This window comes from Pseudomonas sp. GW821-FHT09C10 (assembly GCF_059418085.1).
This window is the reverse complement of record NZ_JBWKPE010000018.1, coordinates 157,013-171,625: the sequence shown is the minus strand read 5'-3', so window position 1 is coordinate 171,625 and position 14,613 is coordinate 157,013. Positions and strand designations below refer to the sequence as shown.

The following is a 14,613-nucleotide window of genomic DNA, read 5'->3' as shown; positions in this document are numbered from 1 at the left end:
ATCGCCAAAGGTATTCGTGAAGACGGCAACCGCATCAGCGTGCAGTACCATTTTTTCCGCGGTGCCATTCCCTATGAGTCAGATGTTCTGAGCCTGGAATTGCTGCCGCTGACCGGGTTGCCCACACCGACCCTGGACGGGATCGGCGACAGCATGGTGCTGCAACTGTCCCTGCTCACCGACGCGACGCGTACGCGTATTTCAGTGTGGAATTTCATCGCGGCCAACCAGCGCATGTGGATGCGCTACGAGGGCACGTTTGACGATGGCACGCCGTTTATCGAGAACACCTACACGGCCAATCTGGTGACCGAGACCGGTGTCGTCAACGGCATCTCCCCCCCTGCGCCGGTGGATAAACTGCGCCGGCTCAGGGACGGCTCGCGGCTGACCATCCGCTTCTGGGTCACCCTGTCTGAAAGTTTCAGCCTGGATCAGGCGGTGCTGTTTGGCGTACGCGAGCATATCGTGCAGGCCATTCCCTCGACGTTACCGGCCCCGGCGTTCGCCAACCGGGTTGCCCCGAACCTGAGTATTTACCCGCTGGATTACGAGCATAACGCCTCGGTGACGGTGGCCTATACCGGGATGAGGAGTACACAACTGATCACCTTACAGTGGATTTACCCCAACACTACGATGGCCAGCATTCCAGCAAAATATGGTCTGGATGGCGGTCGTGTGGATTTTGCAATCAGCCAGAGGATCCTGGCAGACAGCGTCGGTAAAACCATTACATTAAGATATGTCGCGGTTATTAATGGTCAAGAAGTGGATTCCTTCACCCAAACATTGAACGTAGAAAATATCCATGCGTCGGACTTGCCTGAACCATTGATCAATAACCTTCCCAACGGCACGACACTGGACCTCAGAACCTTCAGCGGCAACGCCATGATATCGCTGCTCAAATGGCGTTTGAGCCAACAAGACCAGCGAGTGTGGCTCGAATGCCTCAGTGTCGGCGCCACAAGGATGTTGGTGCTTGATGGTGTTGCCATCAACGATTCTGAAGCGGCGAATGGGCTGATAAACAAACCTGTCTTAAGGACCTGGCTTAACCAATTACGCAGTGGCGCCGAAGTTATTGTGGTTTGTCGAGTTGCGTTTGATGGCAGTGCCTCCTATGCCACCTCCACCGCTTTTCCGCAAACGCGGTACATTGTAGTAGGACAAATACCGCAGCTGGTTATCCCCTCGACGCCAATGGTACTGAATGGAATATCGGTGAGAATAAACTGGCCAAGAACAGGCTTGGAATCCATTAACAATACGGCCACTCGAGTAGCCAGTGGCGGTGTTCCACCTTATAGCTATACAAGCAGTAATTCGGCGATTGCCACCGTCGGCGCCACCACTGGCTTTGTCATCGGCAATGCAAACGGAACAGCGACGATCACTGCCCGCGACCAAAATGGAGCAACAGCTTCGTATGTTGTTCAGGTCAGTAACGTATTCCGTCTCCTTCAAAATAACTTTCCACTTAACTTCGGTGCTGCTGTCAATTGGAGAGCCGCCAACCAAGCAATCCCTATGAATTCCGGCGAGGCTGACATGGTGCGCAGATATCTTTCTCCATGGCCGGCCGATAGAAGCTATTGGTATTGCGACGATAGCGGATCCGGTTGTGCGCCTTATCACTCGATATATTACGACTATAGATATCGCGGCGCACTTTGCATGAACATACTTAACCCTGACGCTATATTTGGTGCATGGTGTTTGCAAAGGATCTGAACATTAGCCCGCTAAGTTAAACGCACAAACTGGAGAAAAAAGGGCCTGGTCTATTTAGCAATTGACCGGCCCTTTTTTCACTATGAGTTCGCCACGACCACGGTGACGGATGTATTTGATCGCGCTCTGGGCGACTGGCTGCGACCTGCTGCGCAACCTGCAGGAACCAAGGCCTGAGTGGCAATCTTCAGCAAAGCCCTGGCCAACCGGGCGCTAAATTGCCTGCCCAGCGCCCCTTCCAAAAATTTATAGGTAAACTCCCTCCTTTTCATCCTCTCCACGGAGTTCGCCTTGCGTCTGTTCCACACCTCCGACTGGCACCTTGGCCAAAACCTCCACGGCCAGGAACGCGACTTCGAACACGCCTGCTTCCTCGAGTGGCTGCTGCGCCAGATCGCGGCCCAGCAACCCGATGTGCTGTTGATCGCCGGCGATATCTTCGACACGGTCAACCCGCCGCTCAAGGCCCAGGAGCGCCTGTACGATTTCATCATCAGCGCCCACGAACAAAACCCCAAGCTGACCATTGTGATGATCGCCGGCAACCACGACTCCGGCTCGCGGATCGAGCTGCCCGCGCCGTTGATGCGGCGCCTGCGCACCCATGCGCTGGGCCGCGTGCTGTGGCTGGACGACGGCCAGCTGGACGCCGAACGCCTGCTGATTCCCCTGCCGGATGCCAAGGGCAAGGTCGCCGCGTGGTGCCTGGCGCTGCCGTTCCTGCGCCCGGCGGAAGTCACCGGTGCCCACCTGGGTGATGACTACCTGCTGGGTATCGGCCAGGTCCATGAATGGCTGATCGCGGCGGCCAACGCCAAACGCAAGAAAGGCCAGGCGTTGATTGCCATCAGCCATGCACACATGGCCGGCGGTTCGGTGTCGGAAGATTCCGAGCGCAGCCTGATCATCGGCAATGCCGAGGCGCTGCCGGCCAAACTGTTCGACAAAAGTGTCGGCTATGTTGCCCTCGGGCATTTGCACAAGCCGCAGAAGGTCAATGGCGAGGAGCGCATTCGCTACAGCGGCTCGCCGATACCGCTGTCATTTTCCGAAATTGGCTATAAGCACCAGATCCTCGACGTGACGTTCCAGGGCGAACGACTGGTCAGCGTCGAACCGCTGCTGATTCCCCGCTCGGTCAACCTGCAACGCCTGGAAGCCGCGCCCCTGGCCGACATCCTCAAGGCCCTGGCAGAGTTGCCCGACATCGACCTGCTCGCCGAAACCCAGCGCCACCCCTGGCTGGAAGTGCGCGTACGCCTCGACGAGCCGCAACCGGACCTGCGCCAACAGATCGAAACCGCCCTGCAAGGCAAGGCCGTGCGCCTGGTGCGCATCGCCGCCGAATACGCCGGCCAAGGCCGTCGCGACGACAGCAACGAAGACGCACTGATCGAACTCGACCAGCTCACGCCCCAGGAATTGTTCAGCCGTGCCTGGCAGGACAGCTACGGCAGTGAAGTGGATGAACAGACCTTGAAGGATTTCGCCGTGCTGCTCCAGGAAGTGCAACAGGCAGGTGAACAGCCATGAAGATTCTTGCCATCCGCCTGAAAAACCTCGCCTCCCTGGCCGGCCCGTTCGAGATCGATTTTACCGCTGAGCCTCTGGCCAGTGCCGGGCTGTTCGCGATTACCGGGCCGACCGGCGCCGGTAAAAGCACCCTGCTCGATGCCCTGTGCCTGGCGCTGTTTGGCGCCGTGCCACGCCTGGGCGATACCGGCCAGGCCAAGATGCCGGATGCCGACAGCGATATTTCCATCGGCGATCCACGCACCCTGATCCGGCGCGGCACCGGTGGCGGCTACGCCGAAGTGGACTTTGTCGGTGTCAGCGGCCGTCGCTACCGTGCGCGCTGGGAAGCCAATCGCGCCCGCGACAAGGCCAGCGGCAAGTTGCAGAACAGTCGGCAGAGCTTGATCGACCTGGACAGCGACCAACTGCTGGCCAGCCAGAAGACCGAATACAAGACCCAGCTGGAATTGGCCCTGGGCCTGAACTTTGAGCAGTTCACCCGCGCCGTGTTGCTGGCGCAAAGCGAGTTCAGCGCTTTTCTCAAGGCCAACGACAATGAGCGCAGTGAACTGCTGGAAAAGCTCACCGATACAGCGCTGTACACCCAGCTCGGCCGCCGCGCATTCGACAAGGCCAAGGAGGCCAAGGATACGCACAAATACCTGCAGGACCAGGCCACCGGCGTGGTGCCCCTGGCCCCCGAGGCGCGCGCCGAACTGGACCGGCAATTCGACGCGGCCCAGCAACAGCTCAAGACCCAACAGGCCCAACTCAAGCAATTGGAGTTACAGCACACCTGGCTCAAGGAACTGCGCGAATGGCAGGACCGCCAGCGCAGTGCCACCGAACAGCTCCAGCGTGCGCAAGCGGAGTGGGACAACCAGGCCACGCAGCGCCAGGAGCTGAGCCGCCTCGACCAACTGGCACCGCAACGCCATCAGTTTGCGCGCAGGGCGGAACTCCTCACCTTGCTGACGCCCCTGGCCGCGCAGATTCAGCAGCACACCGAGCAACAGGCTGAACTGCAGACCCGCCAGGCGCAACTGCAACAACAGCAGACCGCCGCCCAGACGGCGCTGGTTGACGCACAGCAGCAACAAACTGCCGCCGCGCCCCTGCTACGCCAAGCCTTCGATGCGCAAAACACCCTCGCCCACCTGACCGAGAGCCTGGGCAAATTTGCGTCTGAAAAACAGTTGGCGCAAACCGCCTGCACTGAAGGTCAAGCCAACTTGAATGGCTTGCTCGACAAGCAAAAACAAGTCGACGAGCGCCTGCAACGCCTCGCCGCCGAACTTGAACGCAGCAGCGCCCTCGCCCCGCTCAGCGATGCCTGGAACGCCTACCGCGATCGCTTGCAACAGTTGATGCTGATCGGTAATCGCCTGAAAAAAGGCCAGGCCGAACTGCCACACCTTGAACAGCGTGCTACCAGCGCCGCAGAAAAATTTGCCCAGCAACGCGAAGCCCTCGACCTGCTGTATCAAGAAGCCGGCGCCGAACCCCATGCCGTGGCCGAACAGGTGCAACTGCTGGCCAGCCTGTTGCAGGACAATCGCAAGCAGCAGCGCGCCTTCGAAGACCTGTCACGCCTGTGGGACAGCCAGCAGCAGTTGGAGCAGCAAGCCGTTGCCCTCACGCAAAAGCTCGCCGATGCAGCCCGGCAACGCGACCAACTGAACCAGACCGGCCTGCAAACCAAGGCCGAGCTGGCGGTGGCCGAACAGACCCTGACGGTGACCAAGCAACTCTTGGAGCGCCAGCGCCTGGCCCGCAGCGCCAGCGTCGAGGAATTGCGCGAGCAGCTGCAGGACGGCCAGCCCTGCCCGGTGTGCGGCAGCCACGAGCACCCGTATCACCAGCCCGAAGCCCTGCTGCACAGCCTCGGTCGCCACGACGACAACGAAGAGGCCACGGCACAGAAAGCGGTCGATACCCTCAAGGAAAAACTCACCGAACTGCGCGGTGAAGTCGGCGGCCTGATCGCCCAACAGAAGGAGTTCCTGCACCAACAGGAGCAACTGGCCAGCCAGCAGCAAGCGCTCCAGCCCAGCCTGGACGCCCACCCGCTGGCGGCCTCGCTGTTCAACCAGGAACAAAGCAAACGCAGCCATTGGTTGGCCCAGCAACTCGGCCAACTGACCCAAAGCATCACCCAGGACGAACAGCGCCAGGCCGCCCTGCTCAACCTGCAGCAAAACGCCGGGCGCTTGCAGCAACAACTGCAAGCCGCCCAGGACGCCAGCCAGCAGGCGCGCCAATTGCTGGTGGACCAGCAACGCGAGCTGTCCAACGACCGCGAGCGCCTCGACGAAGAACTCAACGCCTTCGCCAGCCTGCTCCCCGCCGACACCCTGGAAGGCTTGCGCAGCGACCCGGCCGCGACCTTTATGCAGTTGGACCAGCAGGTCAGCCAACGCCTTGCACAACTGGGCCATCAGAAGGATGAGCTGGCCGAGCAGCAGGAACGCCAGCAGGCCATCGAGAAAGAGCACACGCACCAGCAGCATCGCCAACAGCAACTCGAGGCCCTGGACCAGCAATTTACCGAGCTGGCCGCGCAGCAGCAGGCCGCCCAGGAAAAACTCACTGCCCTGCTGGGCGAACACCCCAGCGCCGAACACTGGCAACAGCAACTGGAACAGGCCGTGGTGCAGGCACGCCAGAGCGAGACGGACGCCAACCAGCAGTTGCAGGACATCCGCAACCAACTGATCCAACTGGCCGCCGACCTCAAGGCCCGGCAGGAGCGCCGGCAATCCCTTGAAGCCGAGCAGCAGGCCCTCCAGACCCGCACCCACGAATGGCGCGCCCTGCACCCCGAGCTGGATGACGACGGCCTGGCGCGTCTGCTGGCGTTCGATGACACACACATCGCCACGCTGCGCGAACATCTGCACAGCAGCGAAAAAGCCGTCGAGCAAGCCAAGGTATTGCTGCAGGAACGCGAACAACGCCTCGCCGAACACCAGGCCCTGCACAACGGCAACCTGGACGCCGAACAACTCAACGGCGCCCTCGCTGCGCTCAATCAACACTTGGCCGACGGCGAAAAACACTGCGCTGAACTGCGCGCGCGCCAGTCCGAAGACCAGCGTCGCCAGGACGCCAACAGTGCCCTGGCCGAACAGATCGCCAAGGCCTATGACGAGTGGCAACGCTGGGCACGCCTGAACGCACTGATCGGCTCGGCCACCGGCGATACCTTCCGCAAGATTGCCCAGGCCTACAACCTCGACCTGCTGGTGCACCACGCCAACGTGCAACTGCGCCAACTGGTGCGCCGCTACCGTCTCAAGCGCGGCGGCAGCATGTTGGGCCTGTTGGTGATGGACACGGAAATGGGCGATGAACTGCGCTCGGTGCATTCGTTGTCCGGCGGCGAGACGTTCCTGGTGTCCCTGGCCTTGGCCCTGGGCCTGGCGTCGATGGCGTCCAGCACCTTGAAGATCGAATCGCTGTTTATCGACGAAGGCTTTGGCAGCCTCGACCCCGAGTCCCTGCAATTGGCCATGGACGCCCTCGACGGCTTGCAGGCCCAGGGGCGCAAGGTGGCGGTGATCTCCCACGTGCAGGAAATGCACGAGCGCATCCCGGTGCAGATCCAGGTCAAGCGCCAGGGCAATGGCCTGAGCACCCTGGAGGTCAAGTGAGCGAGGCGCTGCTGTATTCGTTCCGGCGCTGCCCCTATGCGATGCGCGCACGCCTGGCGCTGCGCTATTCGGGGGTGGCGGTGCGGATTGTCGAGGTGAGCCTCAAGGCCAAGCCGGCCGAGATGCTGGCACTGTCGCCCAAGGGCACGGTGCCGGTGCTGGTGGTGGATGGCGAGGTAATCGACGAGAGCCTGGCGATCATGCAATGGGCCCTGGCCCGGCGTGATCCGGATAACTGGTTATTGCAGGGGGATCCGGCGGTACTTGAGCTGATCGCCGAGAACGATTCAACCTTCAAGCATCACTTGAATCGATACAAGTACCCCGAACGCTGTCCCGAGCAGCCGATGGAACACTATCGAGCCGAAGGCGAGGTGTTCTTGCAGAAGCTCGAGGGGTTGCTGGCCCAGCGCGCCTATCTGCTGGCCGACCACCCTGGCCTGGCGGACATGGCGCTGGCGCCGTTTATACGGCAGTTTGCCCACGTGGACCGCGAATGGTTTGCCGGTACGCCGTACAAAGCGTTGCAACGCTGGTTGGAAGGCTTCCTGCAATCCCCCCTGTTTATCGACGTGATGGCGAAGGCTTAGCCTTCGATCAGGCTCAACAACCGCTCGCGAGCGATCTCCGGCTCGCCGTCCGTCAACTGCACGGATGACAGGATCGGGGTGGAATAAAGGGCGAGGATAAGTGCGGCGAGTCGAAGTGCCATGCTGTCGATTCCATAAAAGAGCGCGTCAATATTTAAGCGTCAATTTAAACATATGGCAATGCGCCATTACCTCATTTTTTCTTCGAAAGATGCACAAACGCCAAACCACTCGAACGCGCGTTTACGTTCCAGTGGTTTGGCGTCTGCTTGTATGCAGGGTCAATCAGCGCTCATTGCTGGGTCTTGTGATCCAGGGCGGCGTAGAAGTTGGCGCTTTGTTGCAGGTATTTCTGGGTGTAGGCGCTGGTGCTGGATTTTTTGCCGCTGACTTCCACGCTCGCGGCGGCAGGCAGGGCGACGGTGGCGGAAACGGCGGAGGCGGCGATGACGGAGAAGAGATTCAAGTTCATGTCGGTAACCCTTGTGTTCGTTCGGTTGGGTGGCCGGGGAAGGCCTTGGAACCCAACTTACGCCCGAGGGTTGAACCTTAGAAATGCTTTGAAACAGTAGCCGCTATTAATACAATTAATACTAAGGGTCAGGCCCCGCATGGCGGGGCCTGTGGCTTATTGACGCACCAGGAACTTGAGGTCGCTGGGGGCATCGATCGGCAGTTTCTGCACGGTTTTACCCAGCAGGCCGGTCTTGGGGTCACGTTCGACCACCACGATTTCGTTGCTCTTCTGGTTGGCGATCAGCAGGAACTTGCCGCTCGGATCGAGGCTGAACTCCCGCGGGTGGTCGCCTTCGACGCTGCGGCGCTGCAGCTCCTTGAGGTGGGCGGTGGCCGGGTCCACGCCCAATACGATGATCTGGTTGGCGGTGCCGCGATTGCTCACGTACAGGAACTTGCCATCGCTGGAGGCGTGCAGTGCGGCGCCGGCCTTGTCGGATACCGGTTGGCCGGCGGCGAAGTCCACCAATTGCGTCTGACTGAGCTTGCCATCGGCGTAATCGAACACCGCGACCTGGGCGCTCATTTCGGTAGTCAGCCAGGCATGCTTGCCATCGGCGCTGAACAACAGGTGACGCGGGCCGCTGCCCGGTGGCAATGGCACAAAGGCCGGATCGGCCGGGGTCAGCGGCAGCTCGTGGTTGGCCTTGGGGTCGTAGCGATAGGCGAACAGCTTGTCCGCCCCCAGGTCCTGCACAAACACGTACTTGCCATCCGGCGACGACACCACCGAATGCACATGGTTGGAGGCCTGGCGCTCAGGGTTCACGCGACTGGCCGGGTGTGCACTCAACTGCACCGGTGCCGACAGCTTGCCCTCGGCATCTACCGGCAGCACCGCCAGGCTGCCGCCCGGATCTTCCAGCACCGAATAGTTGGCGACGAACAGGTAGCGCCCATCCGCCGCGACGCTGGAATGGGTCGGCTCGTTGCCCAGGCTCTGCACCTGATTGACCAGGATGAGCTGATGATTCTTCGGGTCGATGCGGTAGCTGCTGACGCGGCCGACCGGGTCTTGCTGGCCCGGGCCGTTTTCATTGACCACGAACAGGTGCTTCTGGTCTTTGGAGACCGTCAGCCACGAAGGGTTGGCGGACTTCGCCGCCAGTACCGGCTTGCCTTGGAACTGCCCGGTGCGGCTGTCGAATTGCAGGCGATAAATGCCTTCGCTGGAGCCGGCGGTGTAGCTGCCCACCAGCAACTCATAGGTGTCCGCCGGTGCAGCCTGCACCGACATCGCCCCCACACTGCCGGCCATCAGCAGCGGCCAGAATTTACGCATCATCATGCTCGTCTTCCTCGTCGTTATTGTTGCCGGTGAAGGCGGCCATGCACACCAGGCGGTGCTCGCCCGAATCACCGGTGAGGGTCCAGCTTTGCAAGGCGTCATCGAAGGTTGCGGCCTGCACCTGCACCAGGCTGAAGGACCAACGTTTCTCGGCCCGGCCGTCCATGCTCTTGATCAGCAGCTGTTGATCGTCGAGGCTGAAATCAAAGGCATGCAGCCCATCGATTTCGAGCATGTCGCTGGTGTGGAGTTCAGTAAGCAGGGAGGCGGCAGTCATCAGGCTCATTCATCGCTGGAAAAAACGCTGATGATAGGCCAATCCGGCCACGCCGTCGTGTCGCGATAGCGGGCTACCGCACGGCAGCGGCCGGCGCTTGCCATTCTGGGGGCGAACTCCCCACAGAATGGAATCTCCTATGCCAGACACTTCAAACGCCCCGCCGGCAGGGCCGCTGCACTTCGCACACCGCAGCAACACCCCGGCCCTGGCGGTCGCCCAGCAGTTCGCCACACGCCCGACGTTACGCCAGGTGGTCGAACGGCACCTGCACGAACGCCTGCAGGAACAGTTCCCAGGGCTGCCCCTGGACCTGCCCACCCTCAAGCTGGCCACCCCCAACCAGCGGCGCGGCTGGGACCTCAGGCGCTTGACCGATGTGGTCCTCGAGCACCTGGGCAATGGTACGGCCCTGAACCTGACGCAGGTGGTCGACCAACGCCGCTGCTTCCTGTCCCAGCGCCCGCCCTCACGCTTGACCTATGAGGCCAATGGCCCCCGCGAGCCGGACATGGCGGTGATCGAACGGCTGATCCTGGACCTGGCCTTCACCCTGCCCATCGCTTTTCAGCAAGCCCTGGCCACCTATTGGAACGGCGCTGCCGACACCGGCAGCAGCCGCTGGCAATGGCTTGGCGATCTACTGGCGGACACCCTCAAAAGCAGCGCCAGCCTGCTGCCCGCCGGCACGCCGCGAGACATGCTGGACAGCGTGACCCGCCAGCCTGACCGACGTGAACGCCAGGCCGGGGGCACTGGTTTTGTGCATGCTTACTGCCTGGAAGCCTGTGTGATCCGGCACGGCCGTGAGGCCCGCCTGCTGAGCAGCGACCTGCTGTTGGTGCAAGGCCACCAGGCCTTGCTGTGCCAGGCGTCGGGCAGCATCGAGCCATTCGCCTCACTGGAAGTCTTCACCCAGGCCTGGGGCCAGCGCCTGAGCCAGCGGTTGCAGGTCGACAAGGTGGTGGTCAGGCGCTACGAGCCCGATGGCAATCTCTTCGATACCCAGGCCGCCCTGTTGCTCAACCAGCAACTGGATGACCTCGAAGCCATCGTCCTGCCCGCCTCCGACGGCGTGCGCAGCCTGGAGCAGCGTTTTGCCTTGGCGACAGACCCCAGCGCCGTCTTTGTCGCTGCGCCGGCACCCGACCCGATACATCAGAACGCCATCCAGACGGCGTTGCCCGCCTGGCTGCAGAGCGCCAATGCCCAGCAGCGTTTCGCCTATCGCCAAGGGCTGTTGGAACAGGCAGGCTTGCAGCGCCAACAGGCCGGGGCGTCGTTCCTGGACGGGGTCGAGAGCCTGCCGGCCTTTGCCTCCCGCACCCTGCGCGAGCAGATGCGCCGCGACCACCCTGGCGCCAGCGTGGAACCGGACAACCTGCGGCTGACCTTCCATGTCCCGGTGGGTGACTTGCACAGCGGCTACCTGGCACCGGTGACCCTGGGCCTGACCGAGCTGGCGATCAAGAACCTCGCCGCCGCGCCGCACGGCCGCATGACCTTGCAGGACACGTCCGGGGCCGCCCTCCCGGCCTGGCTGACCGAGGACTATATCCTCGGGGAAAAAGGCCTGTTCCACAGCACGCCAGGCCTGATCCGCCAAGTGGATATCGGCCGGCGCTACCCGCAACACCTGCGCGACCTGCTGCTGGGCGACAACCCGCAGGTACGCCGGCGTGAGACGCTGTTCGGCCAGGCGCTAACCGTGCAACTGCCGCACCAGGCCCTGGAATTGGCGATTCGCGGGCAACAGGGCTTCAACTTCCTGGGGTATCGCTACGTCAAGGCGGTGCTGCACCCCAGCGCGGCGGGGCGCGTGGTCGACACCCTCGACATCGTGATGCGCCCGCTGGCCTTCGCCCGCAAGCCCGCTGCCGTGCCGGATATCGTCGGCAACATGTTTATCATCGAACCCCGTGACATCGACGCCGGGCCGTCGATTCTCTATCGCCCGCTGTACTCTGACGCGTTGCAGCAATTCGCCAGCCGCGCGGCCCTGTTCGACGCCATCGCCCAGCCCGGTGCACTGCAAGACAGCGTGCTGGCCTGGATGAGCGACAAGGCCCGGCCGATCTACAGCCACGGCGGCTTCCGCAGCCCGCATATCCTGCGCTTCGGCCAGGGCGACGACACGGTGCAGTGGCCGGCGCCGCCGCCCGCGCAGTTGGTACAGGAGTTCAATGGCAGCGAAGTCGAGGGTTCCCTGGCGCAATGCCTGGCCACCGGCAACCTGACCCAGTACCTCTACGGCAGCAACGCCCGGGCGCTGGTGGACCTGGCGGATCGCGACGCGGTGTCCAATGCCGAAAGCCGTTGGGCGGTGTTGCTCGAAGGTGGCTGGCTGCTGTTCAACGCCCTGCTCTTGCCGCTGCTGCGCGGGCCGGCGCTGGTTGCAGGCTGGATGGTGCAACTGGCGGTCAGCCTGCGGCACGATATGGCCGCCCTGCACGGCGACGACGCCGCCGCCCGCGAACTGGCCTGGGTCGACGTGCTGCTCAACATCGGCCTGATCCTGCTGCACATGGCCCCCCGGCAACACCCGACCCTCGAGTTACCCTCGGAGCCCGCCTTACCGGTCACCCTCGCGGCCTTGCAGCGCCCGCCAGGCCTTGCGCCACGTCCGGCCACCCCAGTGGAACTGGGCCCGGTGGGCCTGCCCGCAGAGCCGCCGGCCGGCGACCGCACCCTGGTCGACTTTGTCCATTCCAACGCCCGCGACGCCAGCCGCCGGCGCCTGCTCGAAGCCCTGCGCGAACTGCATGTGCCATGGCCGGTGCCGGCCCCCGAGCCGCTGGACGCCGGTGTGTTCAAAGGGCTGTACCGCATCGACCAGCAATGGCATGCCTCGGTGGGCGGCCTGCTGTTTCGGGTAAACATCGCCGCGGACCTGGGTGAGGTGTGGCTGGTCCATCCGCAGAAACCGCAGCATCCAGGCTTCGTGCTGGTGCGCAATGCCCAGGGCCAATGGGGCCTGGACCTGGGTCTGAAACTGCGCGGCGGCGGGCCGAAAAACCGCCTCAAGGCCAAGCTGGCGCACATCGACCAGCAGCGCACCCAAGCGTCGGAGGAGATCAATCGCATCAGTGATGAGGTCAGCGGCCTGATCAAACGCCTGCAGCCTATCGACCAGGTGCTGGATGCCGCCCGGCAGAAGTTCGAGCAGGCCCATAACGCCCTGGGTTTGGCCCGCACCCGCTTGCGCGGCGCACCCGACGACCCGGCGCGGGTGGCCGAACACCTCGCCAGCGTCGCCCAGCGCTCCCGGGCCAGGGCCGGGTTCCAGGTGTTTCAGGAGCGCTTCGACGCGGCCGCCGCCGAGTTGCTGCAGCAGCGGCGCGCCTTGATCGAGGCCTACGGGCGGATGAAAGCCGTGGACAGCCGCTTCGACTACGAGGGGCAGTGTGTGGAGCAATACCAGTCGATCCTGGCCACCGATGAAATTCGCGTCAGCCAGTTGTCGTCCCTGTACCTGGCCACGTTTGTGTCCGAGCAGGGCGAATCGCTGATCGAGCTGCAAGGCAGCGCCCAGGAGGTGCAGGCGCTGCGCTATGTCAACGACCTGCTGGAAACCAACTTTGCCGTGTCCGAGCGCCATGCCCAGGCGATGATTGCCATCGAGGACACCCTGGAGGCGATGGCCGCACGTTTGAAAACCGGCGCGGCCCAGCGCCTGAATTACCTCAACGGGCATCCCAAGCGCCGGTTCTACAACCGCCTCAATGCCACCCTCGAATCCCTGGATGTGCTCACCGAGTTGAGCATCGACCGGACGCTCCCGGCCAGCACCCCGCAGGAGCACTATTTCCTCGCGCGCCATGAGCACCTGCAATCCTCCCTGTCTGCCCTGGAAGACTCCCACCTGGACCTGCTGACCACCGAAGGTTTCACCACGGCCGAACGCAAGGAGGTGCTGACCAACCTGGTCAGGCATTACAACCGGCGCCTGCAGATTTACCAGAGCCTGCTGGAACTCGACTCGCCCCTGGCACACCCACGCTACATGCCGCTGCTGATCGAGCGGTTGAACACCGTGCGCGACAGCGCCGAGGCCGACCTGGCGGCGCTGCTGCGCGAAGATGAATTCCTGCCGCCGCAACCGGGCGCCTTCAAACCGGTACAGGCTCCGTCAAGAACCAAACGGGTGTTCAAGTCGCGGGACAAGGGCACCCTGGTGGGTGACCTGGAGCCGGCGCAGCGTGACCAGCCCTTCCCCACCATCGTGACCCGCAACCCCATTACCCAGCAGGTCAGCGGGCGCTTTATGGAGCACCCCAACGAGGGCTGGGTGGAAATTGTCGAGGCCAGGCCAAGCCGTCCCGCCGAGCCATCCCAGGCACCGGCGCTGTCCACACTGCGCGCCCAGGCGCAACGGTTGCTGGAAGAGGTGCCGGCCATAGAGCGCTCCATCGACTTCCAGAAACGCAAACTCAGCGACCCGACGCGTCGCGATGACCTCAACCCGCGTGACTGGCACGACATGCTCGCGCACCAGGCCGAGCGCCTCGACAGCGTCGCGACAGAATTGTCCAGCCACGCGGCCGACAAGCCGGACGTGCTCCAGACCGTCGAGCGCCTGCGCCTGCGCGCCGACGAGTTGCGCGCCCAAGGCCGCCAGCATTGCATCGAAGGCTACAAGGCCCAGCGCCCGCGCCAGGAAAACATCGAGTTCCTGCGCGCCCATGCCGCCGTCGATATCGGCCTGGTCCACGGGCCGCAACGCACCGCCGCCAAGGACTATGTGTCGGAGTTCGCCGTGCGCGAGAAAAACCGCCTCACGGTGCTGTGGTATGCGCACTTTCACTACAGCCAGGCCGACAGCCCGCCGGGCGCTTATACGGCGGCCCATCTCAAGCGCCCCGAACAGCGGTTTGTCACCCTCCGGGACCTGATCGCCCAGGCCGGGGCAGATAACCGAAGCATCGTGCGCGACCTGTACAACCCGATCACGGCGCCGCTGGATCAGCGTCTGTTCCTGAGCCTGCTGCCCGCCTGAAACCCCGCTATGCATGGCATCGCATCGCCTGAAAAGGATTT

9 protein-coding genes are annotated in these 14,613 nt (G+C 62.9%); 5 read left to right on the top strand and 4 right to left on the bottom strand.

Translation table 11 applies throughout. The annotated features are described in order from the left end of the window. The 4 genes from AC07OT_RS27840 to AC07OT_RS27825 all read left to right on the top strand — a co-directional run. Nucleotides 1-1,737 (top strand): Ig-like domain-containing protein (locus tag AC07OT_RS27840; protein ID WP_495109585.1); only part of this gene is annotated, 1,737 nt, incomplete at its 5' end. A 291-nt stretch (nucleotides 1,738-2,028) separates the two neighbouring features. Beyond that, nucleotides 2,029-3,270 (top strand): exonuclease SbcCD subunit D C-terminal domain-containing protein, encoded by a 1,242-nt coding sequence (locus AC07OT_RS27835; protein WP_495109584.1) that lies wholly within the window; start codon nucleotides 2,029-2,031, stop codon nucleotides 3,268-3,270. Beyond that, nucleotides 3,267-6,905, top strand: a complete 3,639-nt coding sequence (locus AC07OT_RS27830) for an AAA family ATPase (protein ID WP_495109583.1) — start codon at nucleotides 3,267-3,269, stop codon at nucleotides 6,903-6,905. Before AC07OT_RS27835 ends, AC07OT_RS27830 begins: the two co-directional genes overlap by 4 nt. Further along, nucleotides 6,902-7,495: a glutathione S-transferase gene (locus tag AC07OT_RS27825; RefSeq protein WP_495109582.1), complete on the top strand. Its 594-nt coding sequence runs from the start codon at nucleotides 6,902-6,904 to the stop codon at nucleotides 7,493-7,495. Before AC07OT_RS27830 ends, AC07OT_RS27825 begins: the two co-directional genes overlap by 4 nt. On the opposite strand, the gene AC07OT_RS27820 is transcribed toward AC07OT_RS27825, so the two are convergent. From AC07OT_RS27820 to AC07OT_RS27805, 4 genes are all read right to left on the bottom strand, one after another. Beyond that, nucleotides 7,492-7,617 carry a hypothetical protein gene (locus AC07OT_RS27820; protein WP_256097795.1) on the bottom strand — a complete coding sequence of 42 codons (126 nt, stop codon included), beginning with the start codon at nucleotides 7,615-7,617 and terminating at the stop codon, nucleotides 7,492-7,494. The two genes, AC07OT_RS27825 and AC07OT_RS27820, sit on opposite strands and share 4 nt — an antisense overlap. 170 nt (nucleotides 7,618-7,787) lie before the next feature. Further along, entirely contained in the window at nucleotides 7,788-7,967 is a 180-nt protein-coding gene (locus AC07OT_RS27815) for a hypothetical protein (RefSeq protein WP_027608577.1), read from the bottom strand. A 156-nt stretch (nucleotides 7,968-8,123) separates the two neighbouring features. Beyond that, nucleotides 8,124-9,299, bottom strand: coding sequence for a lactonase family protein (locus AC07OT_RS27810; RefSeq protein ID WP_495109581.1), 1,176 nt, complete (start codon nucleotides 9,297-9,299; stop codon nucleotides 8,124-8,126). Then, a complete protein-coding gene (locus AC07OT_RS27805) occupies nucleotides 9,286-9,576 on the bottom strand; it encodes a DUF5629 family protein (protein ID WP_027608579.1) in 291 nt (96 codons plus the stop codon). Before AC07OT_RS27805 ends, AC07OT_RS27810 begins: the two co-directional genes overlap by 14 nt. A 139-nt stretch (nucleotides 9,577-9,715) precedes the next feature. On the opposite strand from AC07OT_RS27805, the gene AC07OT_RS27800 reads away from it, so the two are divergent. Continuing rightward, nucleotides 9,716-14,572, top strand: a complete 4,857-nt coding sequence (locus tag AC07OT_RS27800; RefSeq protein WP_495109580.1) for a hypothetical protein — start codon at nucleotides 9,716-9,718, stop codon at nucleotides 14,570-14,572. Nucleotides 14,573-14,613 lie beyond the last annotated feature (41 nt).